We start from the raw sequence: 20708 nt of genomic DNA on the forward strand, positions 1-20708 counted from the left end.
GTACAGCGTCAGCGTGGAGTCCTTCCCGCCGGTCCACATCACGGCGGGGTTGTCGTACTGTTCGAGCCCGCGGCGGGTGACCTCGACCGCCTTCTCGATCTTGTGCTGGATCGACGGGTAGTCCTCGGGGGTCTCCCCCTCGCCGTCGGCGTAATCGACGTCGACGCTCGCCGGGAAGTCGTCGCTCATACGCCGGAACTGTCGCCGCGGAGGGAAATATGCCTTCTGAATCGCGCCCGGGGCGCGGCCTCGCTCGTCACGACCGCCTCCCCGCGATTTCGCGGAACACAAGGGATATGACGACCGCCCCAGAAACACCGGACATGGGTCTGTTCGACCGGCTCCGCGGCGAGGACGACGAGCGCGTCGTCTTCCTCGGGATCGACGGCGTACCGCTCGACCTCGTCGAGGACCACCCCGAGGTCTTCGAGAACCTCACCGACATCGCCGAGACGGGCTCCGGCGGGCGGCTGGAGAGCATCGTCCCGCCAGAGTCGAGCGCGTGCTGGCCGAGCCTCACGACCGGCGTCAACCCCGGCGCCACGGGCGTGTACGGCTTTCAGGACCGCGAGCGCGGCTCCTACGAGACGTACGTCCCGCTCGGCCGCCACGTGGAGGCGACCCGGCTGTGGGACCGCGTCACCGACGCCGGCCGCGACGCGACCGTCCTCAACGTCCCCGTCACGTTCCCGCCGTCGACGCGGATCCAGCGGATGGCCTCCGGGTTCCTCTCGCCCGACCTGGAGTCCGCGACGAGCGACGAGTCGCTCCGCGAGACGCTCGACGGCTTCGACTACCGCATCGACGTCAACGCCAAGCTCGGCCACGACGACGACAAGACCGAGTTCATCGAGAACGCGCACGCGACCCTCGACGCGCGGTACGAGGCGTTCTCGCACTACCTCGACGGAGACGACTGGGACCTCTTCTTCGGCGTCTTCATGAGCACCGACCGGGTGAACCACTTCCTGTTCGGTGACTACGCCAACGACGGCGAGTACGCCGCGGAGTTCCTCGACTTTTACCGCACGCTCGACGGGTACATCGGCGAGATCCGCGATTCCCTCGACGACGACACCACGCTGATCGTCGCCTCCGACCACGGGTTCACCGAGCTGGAGTGGGAGGTGAACTGTAACCAGTTCCTCGCCGACGCGGGGTGGCTCTCCTACGCGGACGACGACCACGACTCGCTGACCGACATCGACGACGAGACGCGCGCGTACTCGCTCATCCCCGGCCGCTTCTATCTCAACTTGGAGGGCCGCGAGCCGGAGGGAGTCGTCCCCGAGTCCGAGTACGAGGCGACCCGCGAGGAGCTGATCGCCGACCTCGAATCGCTCACGGGGCCCGACGGCCGACAGGTGTGCCGCCGGATCGTGAAAGGCGAGGACGCCTTCGACGGTGACCACGACGACATCGCTCCCGACCTCGTCGTCATCCCCGCGGACGGGTTCGACCTCAAGTCCGGATTCAGCGGGAAGGAGGCCGTCTTCACCGAGGGGCCCCGCAACGGGATGCACAAGTTCGAGAACTCGCTCCTGTACGCCACCGACCCCGACCTCGACCTGCGCGACGCCAACCTCTTCGACGTGACGCCGACCGTCCTCGACCTGCTGAACGTCGACGCCGACGACGAGTTCGACGGCGAGAGCCTGCTGGGCTGACGCCGGCGGGCCTCCCACCGATCCGCTCTCCTACCCGAGCGGCGACCACCGCTCGCCGGAGGTCGCGCGGAACCCGTACGCCGTGCCGTCGTCGACGACGACCAGCCGGTCGCCGATCGCGAACAGCCGCTCCGGATCGACTCGGTCCGGCAGCGGCGCCTCCCACAGAACCCGTCCGCCGTCACCGATCGCGACGACGCGGGCCTCGGTGTCGTCGTCGAATCCGCCGGCGTTCTCCGCGACGTAGAGACCGGCAGCGCCGACCGCGAGGTGATCCGGCGGCGACTCGGACCACTCGAACGCGACCTCGCCCGCCTCGACGTCGACCGCGGTGACCGTCCGGCTACGCGAGTAGTAGAATCGCCCGTCGTCGGGTCGACCCGCGGTCGGACGGGCCGACGACGCGGGCGCGTCGAGCGCGAACCGCCGGTCGAAGTCGCCGTCGAATCCGGCCATCGACGCTCCCGGAGCCCCGATCACGACGGTCCCGTCGACGGCGACGAGCCACCTGTGGACGGTCGCGACCGACCGTTCGACCCGGCGATCGCCCGCCCGGTCGTACCCGACGATCGCCGCGTCGCCGTCGCTGTCTGCCGCCGCCGCGGGGACGAGAACCCACGCGGTCTCGCCGTCGACCGCCACGCGCGGCGTCGGGTCCGCCAGCGTTCCGTCGCTGCTCGCGTCGGTCCACAGATCCGGGACGACGAACGCCTTCTCGCCCGTCTCTGCGTCGAACGCCGCGATTCCCTTCCCCCCGATCGCGACGGCGAGCGCGTCGCTCGCGCGGACGCCCCGGAAGACGGGTCCGCTCGACTGGTCTCCGCCGTCGGTCCCCGCCCCCAGACGCGCCCCGACATCGACGCGCCAGCGGACCGCGTCGCCGTCCGACTCGCTCGTCGTCGCGCCGCCCGCGGTGCTGTCGGCGGTCTCCCCGGCAGACAGGTCGAGCGCGGTCAACCGACCGTCCTCGACTGAGAGGAAGGCGGCGTCGTCGGCGACGGCGGGCGGGGCGGTGACCTGCCGTTCGGTCTCCCCGACGGCGCGGTGGATTCCGTCCGGCGTGAGGACGGCGACGGCCGCGTTCGAGACCTCGCGCCAGACCGCTTCTTCGAAGTCGTATGCCTGTCCGGACTGGTTCTCGATCGTGACAAGTCGGTTCGCCGTAGGGCGGTACCAGCGGCCCGACTCGAACGCCAGTCCGCCGGTCCGAATCGGCTCCTCCCACGCGAGGTCGCCGCCGCCGGGCACGTAGCCGCAGCCGGCGGTCCCCGCCGCGAGGGCGGTCGCGGTGCCCGCGAGGAACCGCCGGCGGGTCGGCGTCGGAGACGAGTCGTCCCCGTCCGTCACGTCTCCTCACCCGCCAGTTCGCGGAGCCGCGCGATCCGTTCTCGGGTCGGCGGGTGCGTCTCGGGGAACACGTCCGTGCTGACGAGTTCCTCGTCGCCGAACGCGCGGGCTTCGAGCGGGGCGAGGTACAGCGCCTCCGCGCCGCCGTCGAGTTCGCGGAGGTCCCGGTCGGGCACCTCCGGCATCGCCTCGTCGACGGTCCGGAGCGCGCTCGCCAGCGCGGCGGGCGAGCCGGTGATCTCCGCCGCGCCGCGGTCGGCCGCGTACTCGCGGTACCGGGAGAGGACGCGGTGGATCAGGACGCTCCCGAACCAGAACATCGCGGAGACGGTGAGGGTGAGGACGGCGCTCGCGGTGATCACCACGATCCCGACCGCCAGCGCGCGCCCGTCGCGGTCTCCCCCGCCACCGCCGCCGAATCGGAGGAGGTTGAACAGTCCGTAGAGGACGTAAGAGGCGAGGACGGCGAGGTAGTACGTAATCGTCGGCAGCACCCACGCGACCGTCATCAGGCTCGCGTCGCGGTTCGCGAGGTGCGACAGCTCGTGGGCGATCACGGCGTCCAGCTCCGCGTCGTCGAGCCGGTCGAGGAGGCCCGTCGTGACGACGACGGTACCGTCGCCGGGGGTCCCGACGGCGAACGCGTTCGGCAGGTCGGTGGTCACGACCGCGACGTCCGGGTCGGGCAGGTCGGCCTGCGCGGCGAGCCGCGTCACCGCGGCGTGAAGTTCGGGGGACTCGTCAGGGGAGACGCGTCGCGCCCCAACTGACCGGAGTACGGTCCGCGGTCCGTGCCGGTACTGGACCGCGAGGCCGCCGAGGACGACGACGGCGAGGAGAACGGGATCGACGTACACCTCACCGGTGTAGGGACGCTCGGTCGCCCACTCCAGCAGCGGGAGGCCGACCGCGTTGATCAGGTAAACGAATGTGTACACGAACGCGAACGGGAGCACGACCACCAGCGCGGTCGCGACGAGGATCCGGATCCGGAGCCCGCGGTCGGCGCCGAACGCGCCGGACCCGTCCGCCGCGTCGGAACCGCGAGGGCCGGCGGCGGCGTCGGCGGACGTCGACCGCTCGGCGCTCCCGGACGAGGGGGTGGAGGGCGACATCGGGTGTCGATCGACCGGTTCGCTCCCGTCGGTTAAATGCTCTCGGTCGGCCGCGAACACCGCAGACAGAGGATCCCCGTTCCCGCCCAGTTCACGTGGTTCGAGCCGCAGTTCGGACAGCGGTGGCCGTCGTTGTTGTACTCTGTCGTCCCCCGCGGCGCGGCGAGGCGTCCCTCGTCGACCGCGCGGTCGACCAGCCCCCGAAACCGCTGTTTCTTGAATCGGGCGCGGTGCGCGAGGAACTCGCCCGGTCGGCTCGGATCGGCGCCGTGGAGGCTCTCCCACTTGATCGCGATCTCACCGTCGTCCTGCCCGCGCGCGACCTGTTTTATCGTCGCGGCCGCGGCCTCGAACAGGGGGGTCGTGGCGAGCGCCTGCGGCGAGTCGATCTCGTCGCCCGCCGCCTCGTACTCCGTCGCCGCATCGTCGTACGCCTCCTCGGCGCCGTCGAGGCCGCCGCCGACGCGGAAGTCCGCGACGAACTCGCCGAGACAGGCCGTCTGTCCCGGTCGCCGGAGCGCGGATTCGAGGTCGCGCGTCACGGCGATTCCCTCCGCAGCGCGCCGGGCCGCGCGTGCGTCGGCCCCTGCGATGCGGTACGCGACCGTGGCCGCGAGCAGCTGCTGGAGCCCCTGACCGATCCATCCCTTCTCGTCGGGGCCGAAGGGGTCGACCTCCGGCCGCGGGTCGGCGAGGACGCGTCGCCCGCCGCGAGTGTAGCGGTTCCCCGCGCGCTCGTACTCTCGGACCGCCAGCGCGTCGACCGCCGCGTCGTGGTGGCCGCCGTCGTCGGTGTTCACACGGTCCGTTCGGGCGGCGGCGAGTTACACCTGACGCCCCCTCGCGGGCGTCCGCTCCGAGAGGGCGCGGTAGAACGCCACGGAGTAGGTCGCCCACAGCGCGCCGAGGACGCCGGTGACCGCGATCACTCCAGCCCCGATGCCGACGGCGCCGAGCGTGCCGACCTCGACCGTCGGAACCCACGCCGGGACGTTTTCGACCGCCGGCGGCGGGGACAGCGCCAGCGACGCGACGCCGACGAGGAGGCCGAACGCCGCGGCGCCCGCGGTCAGGAGGACGGTGTACAGAAGCGCGGCGCCGAGGTTCGACCGCACGACGCGGACGCTGCGGCGGAACGCGGCGACGAGTTCGGCGCCGTCGACGACGATCGCGTGGGCGTAAAACTGGATGAAGAAGGTGACGAGCAAGTACGCGGCGAACAGCCCGACGACGATGATCGCGACCGCCGCGAGTGGCGTGACGGCCTCGGCGGGGACGGTGACGAACCCGGCAGGCTCGCTCGCGACGCTGCCGGCGACCCCGAGGATCGCACCGAAGAACGCGAGGAAGCCGAACGCGAGGCTCACCCCGAGCAGCGCGAGGTACGCGACCAGCAGCGGGAGGTAGTGTTCCTTTCCCCCCGCGACGAGCGTCCCGGTGCGCGTCGGCTCGTCGAGCGCCTCGTCCGCCATCGCGAGCAGGCCGCCTTGGAAGAAGGGGGCGACGAGGATCAGGACGCCGAAGGTCGACGCGGACACCGCTGCCGACAGCTCCGGACCGGCCGCCGGTCCCACGAGGAGGTCGGGGAGCTGTGCGAGCGCGAACAGCGCCGAGACGACGACGAGGGAGGGGTTTCTCGCGACGGCGCCGGCGGCCGGCCGGATCGAGCGGAGGGCGGGCATATGCGGTGGTTCCCACGGACCACGGTAAAACCCCCACGACGCGCCGGTCGTCCGCGACACGCCGATGCTCGTCCGCGACACGCCGATGCTCGTCTGCCGCACCTCGACGCTCGTCCGCGCCGCCCCGACCATACTTACTTCCGGGAGTCGAAGCGCCCGCATGGAGCGCCCGGAGGGCGAGTCGGAGTCGGCGTCGAAGGGCCAGTCGGCGCCGGAGTCAGAATCGAGAGCCGTGGCTCGATCGCCGTCACCGGCGCCGCGGACCAGCGGCCGCGTCGAGTGGCTCCTCGTCGTCGCGTTGCTCGCGGTCCCGATGGCGGTCGTCCCCAGCGACGGGACCCCAACGCTGGTGAGCCTCTGGGGGTTCGTGACGCTCGGCGGCGACGGGAGCGGGATCGGCGGCTACCCGGTATGGGCGTACTTCCTCGACCAGCCGCGGCCGTTCGGGACGCTCCCGCCGTCGATCCGGGCGTGGCCGCTCGCGATCGGGTTCCACCTGTTCGCGGCCGGGAGCGCGACGGGCGGCGTCGCGCTCGGCCGCGAGGACCGCCGGGTCACGGGCGGTCTCCTCCTCCTCGCGGCGGCGGCGACCCTGTGGGTGGCCGCTGGGCTGGGCGTTCGCTTCGGCGTCGGCACGACCGCCGGCTGGTTCGCCGTCCTCCCTGGGAGCGCGCTCGCGACACTCGCCCTCGCAGTCGCGGCGTACGGTCGAGACCTCCGGCGGATGGTCGTCCAGTAGCGCCCTCGCGCGGCCGGTCGGTCGCGATCGGGCTGGCCGAATTTATGTACCCGGCAGCAAAATCGGCGTCCATGACAACGCTGTCCGGCCTCTTGACCATCACCACCGTCGCCGGCCTCGCGACGGCGCTGGGGGCGATACCGGTGTTCTTCCGCGCTCGGGTCACCCACCGCGTCTACGACGCGGCGCTCGGACTCGCGGCGGGGCTGATGGTGGCCGCCAGCGTCTTCGGCCTGATCATCCCCGGGCTGGAGGAGGGACGCTCACGGCGGTGATGGTCGGCGTCTTCCTCGGCGGCGTCGCGCTGCTCGGCGGGAACTACGCGATCCCGCACCTCCACGCGCAGTACCGCGAGTGGCTCCCGGAGGGCGGCGCCACCGGCGGCGACGTCGAGTCGATGCCGACGACTGACGAGAGACTCGGACCAACCGCAGACGACCCGCCGCCCGGGGCCGGGAGCGACACAGTCGGCGGCGCCGAATCGGCGTCGGAAGCGGACGGCTCGGCGGAGGACGCGGCCGCCGCGGACGCGGCTGCCCGCGAGGTGACCCTCCGGAAGGCGCTGCTCATCGGCGGCGCGATCACCCTCCACAACGCCCCGGAGGGGCTGGCGATCGGCGTCGCGTTCGCCTCCGGACTGGAGGAGGTCGCGCTGCTGCTCGCGGTCGTCATCGGCCTCCAGAACGTGCCCGACGGGTTCGCGTTCGCCGTGCCGATGGCCGACACCGGCATGTCGAACGCGCGCGTGTTCTGGTACACGGCGCTGTCGGGGGTGGTCCCGCAGGTACTCGCCTCCGTCTTCGGCTACTCGCTCGTCGGGCTCGGGACCGGGCTGTTCCCGGTGTCGTCCGGGTTCGCGGCGGGCGCGATGCTCGCGGTCGTCTTCCGGGAACTAATCCCCTCCTCGCACGGGCACGGCCACGCGGACGCCGCGACGGGCGCCTTTCTCGTCGGCTTCGTCCTGCTCGTCGTCGTCGACGCCGTCATCGTTGTGTGAGCGGACCCACGGTCGGTGACCGCGCGGTGCCGGACGCGCCGGGCACACGACCGCGAAACGTTTTGCACTGAGCAGGCCGTCGCCTTCGGCATGTTCACGACCGTCTCGACGCCCGAGGCCGACGAGACCTGCGCGTACTGCGGCTCCCTGATCTTCGACCACGACCCGATCTGCGTGCGCGACTGCGACGACGGCTGCGGCTCGCCCGCATACTTCTATAACTACGCGTGCCTCTCCGCGCACGTCGACGAGAACGACCTCACCGCGGGGAACGCCTGCGAGTGGTCGCCGGGGGAATGAGGACTTCGCTGCGGTCGCCCGCTCCGCCCGCGGTCAGCGAACCCCCAGATACCCCGCCGTCGCCCTCGCAATCGTCTCCGTCGCTTCGTCGGTGAGCCGTCCCTCTTCACCGCGGATATCCGCGTGGCGTATCGTCACGACGGTCCACGGATTGACGTACGTCTCGCGCGGGAGACCGCCTTCAGTGAAGTCATCCTCCGCGAGCGGGATCGCGGCCGAACGGCGCGTCGTCGTCGCGGGGACGTAGACGGCCTCCTCGTCGGCGAAGAGATGCGTGTCGTCATTGACTCGGACGCATGGCCGGAAGTCGTTGTCCGCGAACAGGTCCGGTCCCTTGACCAGCGCACCGCGTTCGTCGGTCACGCCTCGTCCCCGCCGTGGTAGTCGTCCGTCGTCGACGCCGAACTCGCCCCCCGCTGTGCGGCGAACGACGCGAGCCGGTCGTCCTCGGCGATCGCCCAGTACCGACCGCGATGACGGACGAGTCCGCGGTCTTCGAGTCTGGACAGGACGGCGCCGACGCTGCCGCGTTTGATACCCGTCTCCTCGTGAATCTCGGTCTGTGTGAACGCTTGGTCGTCGTGTTCGGCGAGGAACGCGAGGACCCGATACGGCTGGGTTCCGGGGGTGACGTCGAGTGCCGCCTCAGGCTCGTCGTCGAACGCGTCGATACCGATCGGCATGTGTAATAGATCGTAATATTCTATAATAAACTTGTGGGCGAGTCAGCGATCTGTCGGTCCTCGAAGCCCTCACCACCGCAAAAAACCGCTACGAAACCGTCCCGTCGACTACTCGTTATCCGGGCTGCTCGGGTGGTACTCGGTGTCGTACTGCCCCGGGTTTCCGTCCACGCGGTCGGGGTTGATCCGGCCGGCGAGCAGCATGAAGTCGAGGACGGTACAGTACAGCATCGCCTCCACGACGGGGACGGCCCGCGGCGGGAGGACGGGGTCGTGGCGGCCGACGACCTGGATCTCCTTCTCCTCGCCCGTCTCCCAGTCGGCCGAGCGCTGCTTCTTCGGGATCGAGGTGGGCGCGTGCCACGTGGCCTCGCCGTAGATCGGCTCGCCGGTCGTGATCCCGCCTTGGAGTCCGCCGTGGTCGTTGCCGACCGGAACCGGGTCGCCCTCGTCGCTCTCCACGTGGTCGAACGACTCGCCGTCGTCGAACGTCCAGTCCTCGTTGCGGTCGCTTCCCGCCACATCGGTGGCGTCCTTCCCCAGCCCGTACTCGACGCCGGTGGTCGCCGGGATGGAGAACATCGCCTGCCCGAGGCGGGCGGGGAAGCTGTCGAAGCGCGGCGATCCGAGCCCCCGGGGGACGCCGCGGCACTCGAAGTAGATGGAGCCGCCGATGGAGTCGCCCTTCTCTTGGTACTCCTCGATCAGCTCCTGCATCTCGGCGGCCGCGTCCGGGTCGGCGCAGCGCACGTCGTTCTCCTCGCTGCGTTCGAGGAGCTGCTCGAAGCTTACCGGGTCGGCCTCGACATCGCCGATGCGGTTGACGTGCGCTTTGATCTCCACGTCGTGGTCCGAGGCGTCGAGTACCTGCTCGGCGACCGCGCCGGCCGCGACCCAGTTCACGGTCTCGCGCGCCGAGGAGCGGCCGCCGCCGCCCCAGTTGCGGGTGCCGAACTTCGCCGAGTAAGTGTAGTCGCCGTGCGAGGGGCGCGGCGCGGTGACGTACGGCTCGTACTTCCCCGAGCGCGCGTCCTTGTTCTGGATCACCATGCCGATCGGCGTGCCCGTGGTGTAGCCGTCCTGGACGCCGGAGTTGACGACGACCTCGTCGGGCTCGCCGCGCGAGGTGGTGATCATCGACTGCCCCGGCTTGCGCCGGTCGAGCTGCGCCTGGATGGCCTCCTCGTCGAGCTCGACGCCCGCGGGCACGCCAGAGACGGTGACGCCCATCGCGTCGCCGTGGCTCTCGCCGTAAGTCGTCAGCTGGAAGAGTCGGCCGAACCGGTTCCCGTTCATACCGTCACGTGTGGCCGGGGGCATATAGGGGTTGCAATCCGCGCAACGGGGCGGTCGGGTGGCGTCGGAGCGGTCGGAGCGGGTCGAGAACGAAATGGGGTCGGGCGACCGCGGTGAGGCGACCCGCCGCGCGACCGATGGGAGTATGTAACCGGAACGCGTTGGTGGGTGCGTGCGCGACCGCCTCACCTCCGACCTCGGCGTGTACGCCCTCTCGGGGCTGTTCTCGCTCGTTGTCTTCGCCTTCGCCCTCTGGACCCTCTCGCGGACGCTCCCCGGCGGACTCGCGAGCCGACAGCTCGGCGGGCTCGTAGTCGGCTACCTGCTTTTCGTCGGCGTGTACACGACCGCGTGGTTCATCTACACCGGAATCGACAGCCGCGAAGAGGTTTGACCGTCGAGCCGCCGCCCGCGGAGCCACGCCTCCGACCGAGTCGGATCCGCCTGCCGAACCGTTTTCACCTCGCCGCGCGACGGGGCGCGTATGAGTCGGGACACCATCGCCTTCGACGTCGACGACCGCGGCGTGGCGACGATCACCGTCGACCGACCGGAACAGCTCAACGCGCTCACGGCCGAGACGCTCGAAGCGATCGAGGGCGCGCTCGACGAGGCCGCCGAACGAGACGCACGCGTTCTCGTGATCGCCGGCGCGGGCGACGACGCGTTCGTCGCGGGCGCGGACATCTCGCACATGGTCGACTTCTCGACGCCCGAGGCGCAGGCGTACGCCGAACTCGGCCATCGCGTCGCGGACGCGATCGAGACATTCCCCGCGCCGACGATCGCCGCGGTCGACGGCTACGCCTTCGGCGGCGGGTGCGAGCTGGCGCTCGCCTGCGACCTCCGGGTCGCGGCCGAGAGCGCGGTGCTCGGGCAGACGGAGATCGATCTGGGGATCATCCCGGGGTGGGGCGGCACGCAGCGGCTCCCCGCGCTCGTCGGCGACGAGGTCGCTCGCCGGCTGATCTTCCTCGGCGAGCGCATCGACGCGGCCGAGGCCGCCGAAGTCGGGTTTGTCGGCGAGGTCGTTGCGGACGACGCGTTCGATGACCGGATCGACGAGCTGGCCGGCGAGCTGGCCGCGAAGCCCGCGACCGCGCTCCGGGCCGCGAAGGAGGCGCTGAACGCGGCCGGCGAGGGGTCAGCCGCGACCGGGCTGGCCTTGGAGCGCCGGGCGTGGGCCGGCCTGTTCGGCACTCACGACCAGCGCGAGGGGATGGCGGCGTTCTTGGAGAAGCGCGAGCCCGAGTTCGAATAGCGCAGCAGCGGATCGCTGTCGGTGCTGTAGCTGTCTCTTATACACATCTCTGANGAGCGGTGAGCGCTCGGAGAGCGCGAACCGCGAGGCTGGGGAGGTGTGAGGTGCGGTCGCGGTCGGGCGGGACTCGAAGGGCCAGCCGCGAGGCGGGCGCACGCTCGCTGCGGTCCTCAGTCGCTCGCGGTGCTCGCTCCTTGCGGTCCTTACGTCGCCTGCGCCCGCCTCGCGGCTGGGGCTTCGGGGGTGTTCGCCGGTGATCAGTATACTCACACGGATAGCCGAGCGGCTGGGGCCTCAGAGAATTGCGTCACGGTCGCATCTCGTTCGTACAGGATCGTCGTGCGATCGACTCACACCGCGATCCCGTAATCGCCACGCTTTATTAATCCGGCCGAGTACCCGCGACATGGACCAGTTGCGGCAGTCGCTCCTCGACGCGCCGATCATCGAGAAAGGCGAGTACCAGTACTTCGTCCACCCGATCAGCGACGGCGTCCCCATGCTCGAACCGGAGCTGCTCCGGGAGATCGTCATCCGGATCATCCGGAAGGCGGAGCTGGAGAACGTCGACAAGATCGTCACCCCCGCGGCGATGGGGATCCACATCTCCACCGCGCTCTCCTTGATGACCGACATCCCGCTCGTCGTCATCCGCAAGCGCCAGTACGGCCTCGACGGCGAGGTCCCGCTGTTCCAGGAGACGGGCTACTCCGAGTCGGAGATGTACATCAACGACGTCGAGGAGGGCGACCGCGTCCTCGTCCTCGACGACGTACTCTCGACCGGCGGCACGATGAAGGCCATCCTCGACGCGCTCACCGACGAGGTCGGCGCGGACGTCGTCGACGTCGTCGCCGTGATCAAGAAGGCCGGCGAGAACGAGCTCGACGAGACCGACTACAACGTGAAGACGCTGATCAACGTCACCGTCGAGGACGGCGAGGTCGTCGTGGTCGACGCCCAGGGCGACGAATAGGTCGTCAACTGCGGTTCAGTAAGAAGTGCTGTTAGATTTTCAAGCGATTTTTCATAAGTAGTGTACTGCGGATCGGCGGCGGAAACGTCCAAAGCCCCAGTCGCGACGGCTCGCGCGGCTTGCTGTCGTTCGAAAGGCGCGAGGCGCCTTTCGTGATGACGAGACGCCTTCGGCGTCTCGAACCACGCTCCTCGCTCAGTCGCTATCGCTCCTTCGCTGCGGTGCTTGCTACGCCGTGCTTCGCCCTCGCGACAGCGTGGCGCTACGCGCCACGGGCAACCGGCGGCGAAGCCACCGGTGACTGCCCCTTTGAGTCCCGCCCCACCGCACAGCAACCGCACCTCACGCCTCCCCAACCTCGCCGCTCACGCCCGACGGGCGTTCGCGGCATCCCTCGCACGCGCTCCTCGCGGCCGCCGGGGGCGGCCGCTCGGCGGCGCGCGCCGACCGCACGCGGCGTCTATTTATAAACCCGGCGCCGACCCTCGTCGCTGCCGGGCGCGGGCGCCTTTTATATTGAGGTCGTCAATAACGGAGTACACATGACTGACGCGTTGTTCGTCGTGAGCGAAGAGGGCTACTGGGCCGAAGAGTGTATCGAGCCGCTGACGACGCTCGAATCGGAGGGAATCGACGTGACCGTCGCCACGCCCTCGGGGTCGCCGCCGGTCGTCGACGAGCGCTCGCTCGACCCCGAGGCTGCGGGGGGCGAGGAGCGAGTCGCCGAGCTCCGCGAGGTCGACGAGGAACACCCCGAACTCAACGACCCGGCACCGGTCGCGACCGTCGACGCCGCCGACTACGACGCGGTCGTCTTCCCCGGCGGCCACGGCACCGTCTGGGACGTGAACCAAGACCGTCACGCCCGCCAGCTGCTGCTCGACGCGGTCGCCGGCGACGAGTGCGTCGCGCTCGTCGTCTGCCACGCGGTCGGCATCCTCGGGTTCACGCGCGAGGCCGACGGGACGCCGCTCGTCGAGGGGCGCTCCGTCACCGGCTTCCCGAACGACTGGGAGGACGGCATCGTGGACGACCACGACGTGATGCCGGACGGCCGGAAGCTCCCGTACTGGGTCGAAGACGAGGTCCGACTGGCGGGCGCGGAGTGGGACGCCGAACTCGACGCCGACACCAGCGTCACCGTCGACGGCGACCTGATCACGGCCCGCGGGCCGGAGTCGTCGGCCGCAGCGGCCGCGACGCTGCTCGACGAGCTCTGAGCGCGCCGGAAGTCAACCCGATCCGAGCCGGCTATCATCGGCCAGTGAGACCGCGACGAACGCGACGGCGCTCGCGCCGACGCCGGGGACGACCGGGTCGAGCGCCGTCAGCGAGCCGAGCGCGCCGACCTTCCAGACTTCGGTGAGAACCTGCCACGCCGTTGCGGTGAGGAACCCGACGACGACGCCGGCGAGGGCCCCGCCTCCCGTGGCCGCGTCCCAGTGAAGCCCGCCGAGGACGGGGACGAACAGCGTCGACCCGAGCACGGACGTGTAGAGCGCGACGATGAGCTGAACTACCCCGCCCAACGGGCCGGGGTTGACGGCGAGCGCGGCGGGGACGACCGCCGCGCCGACGGTCGCGATCCGGCTGACTCGCCGCACGCCCGCCGGCGTCGGCTCCGGGACGAGGCCCACGGCCGGCAGCGTCCGCTCGTAGATGTCGTGGGCCACGGCCGCCGACGTGACCAGCAACACCGAGTCGACGGTGCTGAGTACCGCCGCGACGACCGCACCGAGCAGCAGCAGCCCCACCGCGGGACCGAACAGGTCGAGCGCGAGCCGGACGACGGACGCGTCCGGATCGGCCAGCCCGGGGAACCGGACGCGCGCGAGCAGCCCCAGCGTCAGGATACACACGGCGATGACGGCCTGGATCGCGATAGAGATCGGGATCGCCCGCTTGACCGTCTCCGGGTCTCGCATGGCGTAGACCCGCGAGAGTTCGTACGGGGCCACCGCGATGCCGAACCCGAACGACAGCGCCAGCCCGGTCGTGAGCGCGGGCGCCGAGGTGGCCGACAGCAACGCCGGGTCGATGGCCGCGGCCGCGTCGATGAGCGCGCCCGCGCCTCCCGTCTCGGCGACTCCGACGACGGCCGCCGCCGCGACGCCGAGGAGGAGGGTCGCGACCTGAACCGCGTCCGAGTAGATGCTCAGCCGGATCCCACCGACGAGCGTGTACGAGAGCGCGACCGCGGCGAACGCCGCGATGCCGAGGACCCGCGGCACTCCGAAGACGGCGTCGAGGACGACCGCCCCGGCGACGTACTGGGCGGTCGTGTACACGAGGTAGATAACGCTGACGAGGGCCGCGGTCGTTCCGCCGACCACCTCGTTGTCGCCGTCGAAGCGCGCCGAGAGGAACTCCGAGACCGTGATCCCGCCGCGCGCGCGCAGTTGCGGCCCCACGAACAGCAGCGACGCGACCCAGCCGGCCCAGATGCCGAGCCACACCAGGCCGAAGCTGACGCCCACGGCGTAGTGGATCCCGATCGTCCCGATGAGCGTCCCCGCGCTGACCTGCGTCGCGGTCAGCGACATCGCGCCGAACACACACCCGATCCGGCGATCGGCCGCGTAGAACGACTCGGCGTTCGACGCCTCGGCCTCGCTGTGGGCCTCCGAGGACCCGATCACGCTACCAACCTGCCCGAGCGAACGAATAAGCGATGCCCTCCGTTTCGCGGCAAATTTGTCTGATATCATATACAACAGTTATTATGTGATCGCGTTTCGTGTGAACGCATGTCTATGGCCGACCGGCCGCCGATACGCGTCCTCTGCGTGGACGACGAGCCGGGGTTCGCGACGCTCACCGCGGACGTCTTGGACCAACAGCACGACGACATCAGGGCCGTCGGCGTCACCTCCGCCGAGGCGGCGCTGGACCGGCTCGACGAGTCGACGTTCGACTGCGTGGTCAGCGACTACGACATGCCCGATGTCGACGGCCTCGAACTGCTCGACGCCGTCCGCGAGCGCTACCCGTCGAAGCCGTTCATCCTGTTCACCGGGCGCGGCAGCGAGGCCATCGCGAGCGAGGCGATCTCCTCGGGCGTCTCCGACTACCTCCAGAAGAGCGGCGGCCAAGAGCAGTACGAGCTCTTGGCGAACCGGATCCGAACGTGCGTCACGCGGCTCAGGGAACGACGGGACCGCGAGCGCGTCGAGGACTGGTACTCGCAGCTGTTCGAACAGCGGCTGATCGGCGCGGGGCTGTCACAGGACCGGAGCTTCGAGCTGGCGAACCGCCGCCTCGCCGAGATGCTCGGGATGCGGCGCGACGAACTCGTGGGCGAATCGGTCTCGTCGATCGTCGCCCCGCACGATCGGGACCGAGTGGTCCGGGCGATCCGACGGCGAGAGTCCGGTGACGACGACCGCGTCAGATACACGGTCGACCTCCTGGCGGCGGACGGCTCCACGTTTCAGGCGACAGTGTTCGGGAGCCGCGTCACCTACCGTGGCGAGCCCGCGATCCTCGGGCTCATCCAACCGACTGGCGCGGACGATGCGGCGGCCTCGCAAGCGGTCCGGAGCCGCGTCGAGGCAGCGAGGCGGATCCTCTCACGCCCGCCGTCGGAACTGGACGCACCGCTCTTGTCGACCGCGAACACGCACCTCGCCGAGGTCCTCGAAGCGCTCGACACCGGCGACTCGTCGCCGGCCACCCCTGACCCGACCCGCCCCGTACAGCTCTCCGACGCCGTCAGCGAAGCGGTGTCACAGACCGGCTTCTCGGCGACGGCGACCGTGACGGTGGAGCCGGACGGGTCCGTCGACCGCGACCGCGCGACCGTCGTCCTCGCCGTCCGAAACATCCTCCAAGCCGCGCTGGACGAGGCGGTCGACGCGGTCGCGATCGACGCGCGAACGACGGCCGACGGCTTCCGAGTGTTCGTCCGCGACCCGCGATCCGAGTCCGCGGAGGAGTGCTGCGTCGCCGAACTGCCGTTCGACGTCGGCCTCGCCGGCGACGCGATGTACGGGATCGACCTGTTCATGCGGCGGATCCCGGGCGGCGTTCGCTGCGACGCGGTCGTCGCGGCGCAGTGATCCCCCGGCCGACCGCTCAGCGGATCACGAACGCCGGTTCCTCGATTCGCTCGCTCTTACACTCCGGACACCGCGAAGGCTCGTTGACCGGGTCGTCGAAGCCGTCGAACCCGCACTCGCGGCAGGTCGGCGGCGCGACGAGGAACTCCTCGTCGGCGTCGCCCGCCCCGTCGCCGCTCGGTCCCTCGCCGTCTGCGACCGACCGCGAGACGTGGTCGAGGTGTTCGTACACCGTGGGCGTCGGCAGCGACAGCGTCTCGGCGAGGTCGCTCGCGGTCCGCGGCTCCTCACGGAGCGCGTCGGCGATGCGCTGGCGTGTCGTCTCCATGCGTCCCCTTCGCTCCGCGCCGGCTAAAGCGGTCCGGGACGGGTCCGCCGGCATATCCCTCAAGCGGTGACCCGGGCGCAAAAGGTATGTCACCGGAGTGAGAGCGGGCACACATGAAAGCAGTCGTACTCGCGGGTGGCTACGCGACTAGGCTCTGGCCGATCACCGAACACCGACCGAAGATGTTCCTCCCGGTCGGGGAGAACACCGTCATCGACGAGATATTCGAGGACTTCGAGGCCGACGACCGCGTCGACGAGGTGTTCGTCTCGACGAACGAGCGCTTCGCCGACACGTTCGCCGACTACCTCGACGAGAGCCCCTTCGAGAAGCCGACCCTCTCGGTCGAGGAGACGGTCGAGGAGGACGAGAAGTTCGGCGTCGTGGGGGCGCTCGAACAGCTCGTCGACCGCGAGGAGGTCGACGACGACCTGATCGTCGTCGCCGGCGACAACATGATCAGTTTCGACCTCGACGACTTCGCCGACTTCTTCGAAGACAAGGGGACGCCGACGCTGGCGGCCTACGACGTGGGCGACCGCGAGCGGGCGAAGTCGTACGGACTGGTCCAGCTGGACGGCGACGAGGTGATCGACTTCCAGGAGAAGCCCGAGGACCCGGAGTCGACGCTCGTCTCCATCGCCTGCTACGCGTTCCCCGCCGAGACGCTCCCGAAGCTCACCACGTACCTCGAAGACGGCAAGAACCCCGACGAGCCGGGCTGGTTCCTCCAGTGGCTCCAGCAGCGCGGCGCGGTCCACGCGTACACCTTCGACGGTGCGTGGTTCGACATCGGCACCGCCGAGAGCTACCTCGACGCCGTCGAGTACGCCTTGGACGGCGGGACGCTCGTCGCCGACGACGCCACGGTGGAGGGGAGCGACCTCGGCGACGTGGTCCACGTCATGTCGGGCGCGACGGTCACGGACTCGACGCTCGACCGCGCCGTCGTGTTCGAGGACGCGACGATCACCGACTCCGAGATCCGTAACTCCGTGATCGACACGGGCGCGACCCTCTCGGGCGTCGACTTCTCCGGCGCGCTGATCGGTTCGTACACCTCGATCACCCACGGCGACGGGTTCTAATCCCGAGGGGCGACCGCCCCCTCAGTCGTCGACGCCGGCCTGTGCGTGCGTGTGGTGATAGCAGTCGAACGCGGGGTCGCCGCCGTTGCTCGCGGAGTCGCCGTCGTCGCTCACGGGATAGAAACACACCCGCCGGTAGCGCTCGTTGTCCAGCAAGTTCGCCACGAACCCGTCGGTGTGCCGCGAGACCGAGTCGTACGGGTCGCCGCAGGCGGGACAGGTCGCCGGCGGGTCGTCGGGGACGTACATGTGGTGAGGCGTCCGAGGCTACGGCTCCGAGCCGGAAAACGACCCCGTCGAGTCGGCGCCGCGAGGTGGCGGTCGACCGGGATCAGGACCCGTTCGAACTGTCGCCGCTCCCGCCCTCGACGCCGAGCGCGTCGAACAGCTTCCGCCGGACCGCCTCCTCCGTGAGGTGGAGGAGCGTGTCGCGGTTCTCGCCGCTCGCCTCGATGCCCGTGAAGATGCCGAGCGGGATCTCCAGCGACCCCTGCGTGGAGTGGCCCGCCGCGTCGCCCATCTCGGAGAACGCCTCGTCGAGGACGTTGCCGATGTTCAGCCGGATGTCCTTCGAGCGCGCCGCGAGGTAGATCTTCTCGTCGGCGATGCCCAGCACGGCCGTCGTCGTGATCCCCTCCAGGTTGAGGAGGTGTTGGGCCGCCTGCGCGAGCGCCTCGCGGTCGCGGATGAACCCGGCCGTCGAGAAGAGGTGGCTCCCCTGGACCTCGCGGTTCTGGATCGCCTCCGCGAGCACGTCGAGCGTCTCCGGGCTCATCGACGGCGACTCCACCTGTTCGAGCGTGTCGTGGTTCGCGAACGGGTGGAGGTACGCGGCCGCGGTCAGGTCCGCCGGAGTCGTGTCCCGCTTGAAGTCGAGCGTCTCGGCGCGGATCCCGTAGAGGAGCGCGGTCGCGACCGCCTCGGAGGGGGACTGGTCGAACTCCTGGAGGTACTTCGTGAGGATCGTCGACGTCGAGGAGACGTTGGTCCGCACGTCGACGAAGCGCGCGTCGAACGGCACCTCGGACTCCAAGTGGTCGAGGTAGATGTCGATCGACGCGTCGAGGTCGAGGTCCTCGGCGGCGGCCTTCGCGAGGTCGACGGCCGCGACGGTCTCGTACTCCGAGAGGGGCGGCGCGTCGCCGCGGGCGAGCAGGTCGATCCCGAGGAGGTTGACGAACGCCCGGTTCTCCTGGTGGCCGACGTCGCCGGAGTAGATGATGTCGGCGTCGACGCCGAACGCCTCGGCGATCGCCTGAAGCGCGGTCGCGGACGCGATCGAGTCCGGCTCCGGGTTGTCGTGGGTTAAGATCGCCATCCGGTCGCCGCCCTCCTCGATGATCTCCGCCAGCTGGCGGGCCATGTACTCTAGTTCGCCCGTCTCCAGCGACTGGAGCGCGCTGTCGGCGATCACCGTCGAGGGGTTGATCACGACGTCGGCGCCGCGCTCGCGCAGTTCGTCCTCGCTGACGGGGTCCGAGGCGCGGACGACGACGTAGTGGTCGCCCCCGGTCTCCCGGACCGCGGAGACGGCCGCCTTGTTCGCCTCCACGTCGCTGGCGAGGATCAGCACGATGTCCCGGTCGTCGAGCTCGTCCACGACGTCCGGCTCGGCGATGTCCTGGACGCGTGCGTTGAGGTCTTGATCCCGGAGCGCCTCGACCCGGCTCTCGTCGCGGTCGAGGATGAGGACGTCTTTCCCGCGGTCGGTCAGTTCCTCCGCGACGGCGTGACCGACGCTTCCACAGCCGAGGATGGCGTACCGGGTCCGCGCGGATCCGGATGCCCCACTACTCATTGAAATGGATTTCCGCGGCACGACACTTAACGAGTGCGCTCTCGCCGTCGCCTCACGTCGGCGGGGGCGCGAACGCCGGTGATTCGCTCCCGAGAGACGCGCTCGGTCCCGGAAGCGTCACCGTCGCATTCGTGCGATTCCATCGACCTCCGCCGAACGGCGACGGGGTCGAATGAAAAGGCCTTTTAGCGTGACCCGGGTACGAGTTCGTGAGGGCCGGTAGCTCAGTTAGGGAGAGCGACGGACTCTTAATCCGTCGGTCGCGTGTTCAAATCGCGCCCGGCCCGCTACGTTAATAAAAGGTAGAGGCCTCACAGATACATTTTTCGGTCGTTTCGGCCGCTGTGGGGTGGCGCTATGAGCAGCGTCGAGAGGCGTATCGACGTCGACCTCGACGCTGATGACAACGCGGCACAGGCGATCGTCGAAGAGCGCCGAGAGCTGAAGATCTCCGAACTGTTCAACAATAACGGAGAGCTTCGGCTCTGGCAGGACAGCGCCGGCTGTAGCGGCTACAAGCGCGATGAGATCGACGGCGAGACAGCGTACTTCTCGGTGAATACGCGCTTCGACGAAGACGAGTGGATCTCGAAGATTCGCTGCGGAGAGCGGGCCGTTCACGACGCGATCCGGAACCACATCGAGGAAAGACACGCAGGTGGCGTCGGCAATTTCGTGAAGAGGTGTTCGCCGCCATGAGCGCCGAGGCGAGTGCTGTGTTGAATAGCGATCTAATCGGCTAATATCGCGGAGTAGAAGGACGAAGCCGAGGAAATTGATTCTGTCCATGGAAGTCGATATCCTCGACTTCGTTGAGCAGTGTCGTCGCCTAGTCAAACAACCGTTGGGAAAGCACGCAGGCGAACCCGCCAGCGGCGGGTTTGCCCGCTGGAAACACGTTGTGCTACACTGTTTTCGGCTCGAAGACGGCCACAGCTACCGTGAAANGGCGGGTTTGCCCGCTGGAAACACGTTGTGCTACACTGTTTTCGGCTCGAAGACGGCCACAGCTACCGTGAAACGCCGAATCGGCTGAATTACATGGCTGAGGTTCGCAACGTCCTCGGCTTGGATCGAGACGATCTCCCAGACTACAGCACGATCTACAAATCGTTCGATCGGCTGAAAATGTGGGTGTGGCGGGCGCTGCTGCGCGTTTCCNNNGCTCTCGACAGCACGTTCTTCGATCGGCGACGTGCGTCGTCGTACTTTCGCCAGCGGGCAGGACAGACGATACAGACGCTGAAAGTGACGACAGTGACTGATGTTGAATCGCTGGCTGTGCTTGACGTTCACATCGCAGCTCGGTGGAAGCATGACACGAAGACCGGACCGCAGGTCGTCCGCCGAAACGCGGACGACCTGCAGTCCGT

Annotated in this window: 21 protein-coding genes, 1 tRNA gene and 3 pseudogenes; 13 read left to right on the top strand and 12 right to left on the bottom strand. The window is 69.5% G+C overall.

Going from position 1 to position 20708, the window contains the following annotated elements:
- Positions 1-189: pseudogene (locus C463_RS16995) on the bottom strand (phosphoadenosine phosphosulfate reductase family protein); the annotation flags it as partial.
- 134 nt (positions 190-323) lie between these two features.
- Between C463_RS16995 and C463_RS17000 the strand changes: the two are divergent.
- On the top strand, positions 324-1667 hold the full coding sequence (locus tag C463_RS17000) for an alkaline phosphatase family protein (RefSeq protein ID WP_008446286.1): 1344 nt from the start codon (positions 324-326) through the stop codon (positions 1665-1667).
- A gap of 30 nt (positions 1668-1697) precedes the next feature.
- Here the strand turns inward: C463_RS17000 and C463_RS17005 are convergent, their stop codons facing one another.
- Genes C463_RS17005 through C463_RS17020 form a run of 4 tightly spaced genes read right to left on the bottom strand, consistent with a single transcriptional unit; the run spans position 1698 to position 5811 of the window.
- Positions 1698-3014 (bottom strand): PQQ-binding-like beta-propeller repeat protein, encoded by a 1317-nt coding sequence (locus C463_RS17005; RefSeq protein ID WP_008446288.1) that lies wholly within the window; start codon positions 3012-3014, stop codon positions 1698-1700.
- On the bottom strand, positions 3011-4129 hold the full coding sequence (locus C463_RS17010; protein WP_008446290.1) for a M48 family metalloprotease: 1119 nt from the start codon (positions 4127-4129) through the stop codon (positions 3011-3013). Before C463_RS17010 ends, C463_RS17005 begins: the two co-directional genes overlap by 4 nt.
- Positions 4130-4161: 32 nt before the next feature.
- Positions 4162-4929, bottom strand: a complete 768-nt coding sequence (locus tag C463_RS17015) for a hypothetical protein (protein ID WP_008446292.1) — start codon at positions 4927-4929, stop codon at positions 4162-4164.
- 24 nt (positions 4930-4953) lie between these two features.
- Positions 4954-5811 carry a DUF7847 domain-containing protein gene (locus tag C463_RS17020; protein ID WP_049906098.1) on the bottom strand — a complete coding sequence of 286 codons (858 nt, stop codon included), beginning with the start codon at positions 5809-5811 and terminating at the stop codon, positions 4954-4956.
- A gap of 160 nt (positions 5812-5971) precedes the next feature.
- Here C463_RS17020 and C463_RS17025 point away from each other — a divergent pair, with 160 nt between their 5' ends.
- The 3 genes and pseudogenes from C463_RS17025 (at position 5972) to C463_RS17035 (ending at position 7847) form a co-directional block, all read left to right on the top strand.
- A complete protein-coding gene (locus tag C463_RS17025; protein WP_008446296.1) occupies positions 5972-6550 on the top strand; it encodes a TIGR04206 family protein in 579 nt (192 codons plus the stop codon).
- Between the two features lie 71 nt (positions 6551-6621).
- Positions 6622-7547 (top strand): annotated as a pseudogene (locus tag C463_RS17030) (ZIP family metal transporter).
- 90 nt (positions 7548-7637) lie between these two features.
- The gene (locus tag C463_RS17035; protein WP_008446297.1) at positions 7638-7847 is read left to right on the top strand and encodes a hypothetical protein; all 210 of its coding nucleotides are present in this window, start codon (positions 7638-7640) and stop codon (positions 7845-7847) included.
- A 33-nt stretch (positions 7848-7880) separates the two neighbouring features.
- On the opposite strand, the gene C463_RS17040 is transcribed toward C463_RS17035, so the two are convergent.
- From C463_RS17040 to aroC, 3 genes are all read right to left on the bottom strand, one after another.
- Positions 7881-8210, bottom strand: a complete 330-nt coding sequence (locus tag C463_RS17040) for a hypothetical protein (protein WP_008446299.1) — start codon at positions 8208-8210, stop codon at positions 7881-7883.
- Positions 8207-8530 (bottom strand): helix-turn-helix transcriptional regulator, encoded by a 324-nt coding sequence (locus tag C463_RS17045; RefSeq protein ID WP_008446300.1) that lies wholly within the window; start codon positions 8528-8530, stop codon positions 8207-8209. Before C463_RS17045 ends, C463_RS17040 begins: the two co-directional genes overlap by 4 nt.
- A gap of 108 nt (positions 8531-8638) precedes the next feature.
- Positions 8639-9826: a chorismate synthase gene (gene aroC / locus C463_RS17050; RefSeq protein ID WP_008446302.1), complete on the bottom strand. Its 1188-nt coding sequence runs from the start codon at positions 9824-9826 to the stop codon at positions 8639-8641.
- A gap of 172 nt (positions 9827-9998) precedes the next feature.
- Between aroC and C463_RS17055 the strand changes: the two genes are divergently transcribed.
- The 4 genes from C463_RS17055 to C463_RS17070 all read left to right on the top strand — a co-directional run bounded on the left by C463_RS17055 (position 9999) and on the right by C463_RS17070 (position 13283).
- A complete protein-coding gene (locus C463_RS17055) occupies positions 9999-10220 on the top strand; it encodes a hypothetical protein (protein WP_008446304.1) in 222 nt (73 codons plus the stop codon).
- Positions 10221-10310: 90 nt separating this feature from the next.
- Positions 10311-11087 carry an enoyl-CoA hydratase/isomerase family protein gene (locus C463_RS17060; RefSeq protein ID WP_008446306.1) on the top strand — a complete coding sequence of 259 codons (777 nt, stop codon included), beginning with the start codon at positions 10311-10313 and terminating at the stop codon, positions 11085-11087.
- Between the two features lie 406 nt (positions 11088-11493).
- Positions 11494-12063 carry a hypoxanthine/guanine phosphoribosyltransferase gene (gene hpt / locus C463_RS17065; RefSeq protein ID WP_008446308.1) on the top strand — a complete coding sequence of 190 codons (570 nt, stop codon included), beginning with the start codon at positions 11494-11496 and terminating at the stop codon, positions 12061-12063.
- A gap of 542 nt (positions 12064-12605) precedes the next feature.
- Entirely contained in the window at positions 12606-13283 is a 678-nt protein-coding gene (locus C463_RS17070; RefSeq protein WP_008446310.1) for a DJ-1/PfpI family protein, read from the top strand.
- Between the two features lie 12 nt (positions 13284-13295).
- Here the strand turns inward: C463_RS17070 and C463_RS17075 are convergent, their stop codons facing one another.
- Positions 13296-14702 (bottom strand): sodium:solute symporter family protein, encoded by a 1407-nt coding sequence (locus C463_RS17075; RefSeq protein ID WP_008446312.1) that lies wholly within the window; start codon positions 14700-14702, stop codon positions 13296-13298.
- A gap of 108 nt (positions 14703-14810) precedes the next feature.
- On the opposite strand from C463_RS17075, the gene C463_RS17080 reads away from it, so the two are divergent.
- A complete protein-coding gene (locus C463_RS17080; protein WP_080510881.1) occupies positions 14811-16121 on the top strand; it encodes a response regulator in 1311 nt (436 codons plus the stop codon).
- Positions 16122-16137: 16 nt separating this feature from the next.
- Here the strand turns inward: C463_RS17080 and C463_RS17085 are convergent, their stop codons facing one another.
- The gene (locus tag C463_RS17085) at positions 16138-16449 is read right to left on the bottom strand and encodes a transcriptional regulator (RefSeq protein WP_008446316.1); all 312 of its coding nucleotides are present in this window, start codon (positions 16447-16449) and stop codon (positions 16138-16140) included.
- 113 nt (positions 16450-16562) lie between these two features.
- Between C463_RS17085 and C463_RS17090 the strand changes: the two genes are divergently transcribed.
- Positions 16563-17537, top strand: coding sequence for a sugar phosphate nucleotidyltransferase (locus C463_RS17090; RefSeq protein WP_008446317.1), 975 nt, complete (start codon positions 16563-16565; stop codon positions 17535-17537).
- Between the two features lie 21 nt (positions 17538-17558).
- On the opposite strand, the gene C463_RS17095 is transcribed toward C463_RS17090, so the two are convergent.
- Both C463_RS17095 and C463_RS17100 read right to left on the bottom strand, forming a co-directional pair.
- Positions 17559-17786, bottom strand: a complete 228-nt coding sequence (locus C463_RS17095) for a hypothetical protein (RefSeq protein WP_008446319.1) — start codon at positions 17784-17786, stop codon at positions 17559-17561.
- An 82-nt stretch (positions 17787-17868) separates the two neighbouring features.
- Positions 17869-19335: a DHH family phosphoesterase gene (locus tag C463_RS17100; RefSeq protein ID WP_008446321.1), complete on the bottom strand. Its 1467-nt coding sequence runs from the start codon at positions 19333-19335 to the stop codon at positions 17869-17871.
- Between the two features lie 213 nt (positions 19336-19548).
- On the opposite strand from C463_RS17100, the gene C463_RS17105 reads away from it, so the two are divergent.
- The 3 genes and pseudogenes from C463_RS17105 to C463_RS17115 all read left to right on the top strand — a co-directional run.
- Positions 19549-19622: transfer RNA gene (locus C463_RS17105), tRNA-Lys, on the top strand.
- 70 nt (positions 19623-19692) lie between these two features.
- Positions 19693-20034: a hypothetical protein gene (locus C463_RS17110; protein WP_008446323.1), complete on the top strand. Its 342-nt coding sequence runs from the start codon at positions 19693-19695 to the stop codon at positions 20032-20034.
- 88 nt (positions 20035-20122) lie between these two features.
- A pseudogene (locus tag C463_RS17115) lies at positions 20123-20708 on the top strand (transposase); the annotation flags it as partial.

Origin of the sequence: Halorubrum californiense DSM 19288 (assembly GCF_000336875.1) — an archaeon.
Classification (GTDB): domain Archaea; phylum Halobacteriota; class Halobacteria; order Halobacteriales; family Haloferacaceae; genus Halorubrum; species Halorubrum californiense.

Coding starts and splice junctions, on each gene's coding strand:
- C463_RS17045 (WP_008446300.1), bottom strand. CDS start 8,530: ATGCCGATCGGTATCGACGCGTTCGACGACGAGCCTGAGGCGGCACTC.
- C463_RS17000 (WP_008446286.1), top strand. CDS start 324: ATGGGTCTGTTCGACCGGCTCCGCGGCGAGGACGACGAGCGCGTCGTC.
- hpt (WP_008446308.1), top strand. CDS start 11,494: ATGGACCAGTTGCGGCAGTCGCTCCTCGACGCGCCGATCATCGAGAAA.
- C463_RS17110 (WP_008446323.1), top strand. CDS start 19,693: ATGAGCAGCGTCGAGAGGCGTATCGACGTCGACCTCGACGCTGATGAC.
- C463_RS17100 (WP_008446321.1), bottom strand. CDS start 19,335: ATGAGTAGTGGGGCATCCGGATCCGCGCGGACCCGGTACGCCATCCTC.
- C463_RS17010 (WP_008446290.1), bottom strand. CDS start 4,129: ATGTCGCCCTCCACCCCCTCGTCCGGGAGCGCCGAGCGGTCGACGTCC.
- C463_RS17080 (WP_080510881.1), top strand. CDS start 14,811: ATGTCTATGGCCGACCGGCCGCCGATACGCGTCCTCTGCGTGGACGAC.
- C463_RS17025 (WP_008446296.1), top strand. CDS start 5,972: ATGGAGCGCCCGGAGGGCGAGTCGGAGTCGGCGTCGAAGGGCCAGTCG.
- C463_RS17070 (WP_008446310.1), top strand. CDS start 12,606: ATGACTGACGCGTTGTTCGTCGTGAGCGAAGAGGGCTACTGGGCCGAA.
- C463_RS17090 (WP_008446317.1), top strand. CDS start 16,563: ATGAAAGCAGTCGTACTCGCGGGTGGCTACGCGACTAGGCTCTGGCCG.
- C463_RS17095 (WP_008446319.1), bottom strand. CDS start 17,786: ATGTACGTCCCCGACGACCCGCCGGCGACCTGTCCCGCCTGCGGCGAC.
- aroC (WP_008446302.1), bottom strand. CDS start 9,826: ATGAACGGGAACCGGTTCGGCCGACTCTTCCAGCTGACGACTTACGGC.
- C463_RS17035 (WP_008446297.1), top strand. CDS start 7,638: ATGTTCACGACCGTCTCGACGCCCGAGGCCGACGAGACCTGCGCGTAC.
- C463_RS17060 (WP_008446306.1), top strand. CDS start 10,311: ATGAGTCGGGACACCATCGCCTTCGACGTCGACGACCGCGGCGTGGCG.
- C463_RS17085 (WP_008446316.1), bottom strand. CDS start 16,449: ATGGAGACGACACGCCAGCGCATCGCCGACGCGCTCCGTGAGGAGCCG.
- C463_RS17020 (WP_049906098.1), bottom strand. CDS start 5,811: ATGCCCGCCCTCCGCTCGATCCGGCCGGCCGCCGGCGCCGTCGCGAGA.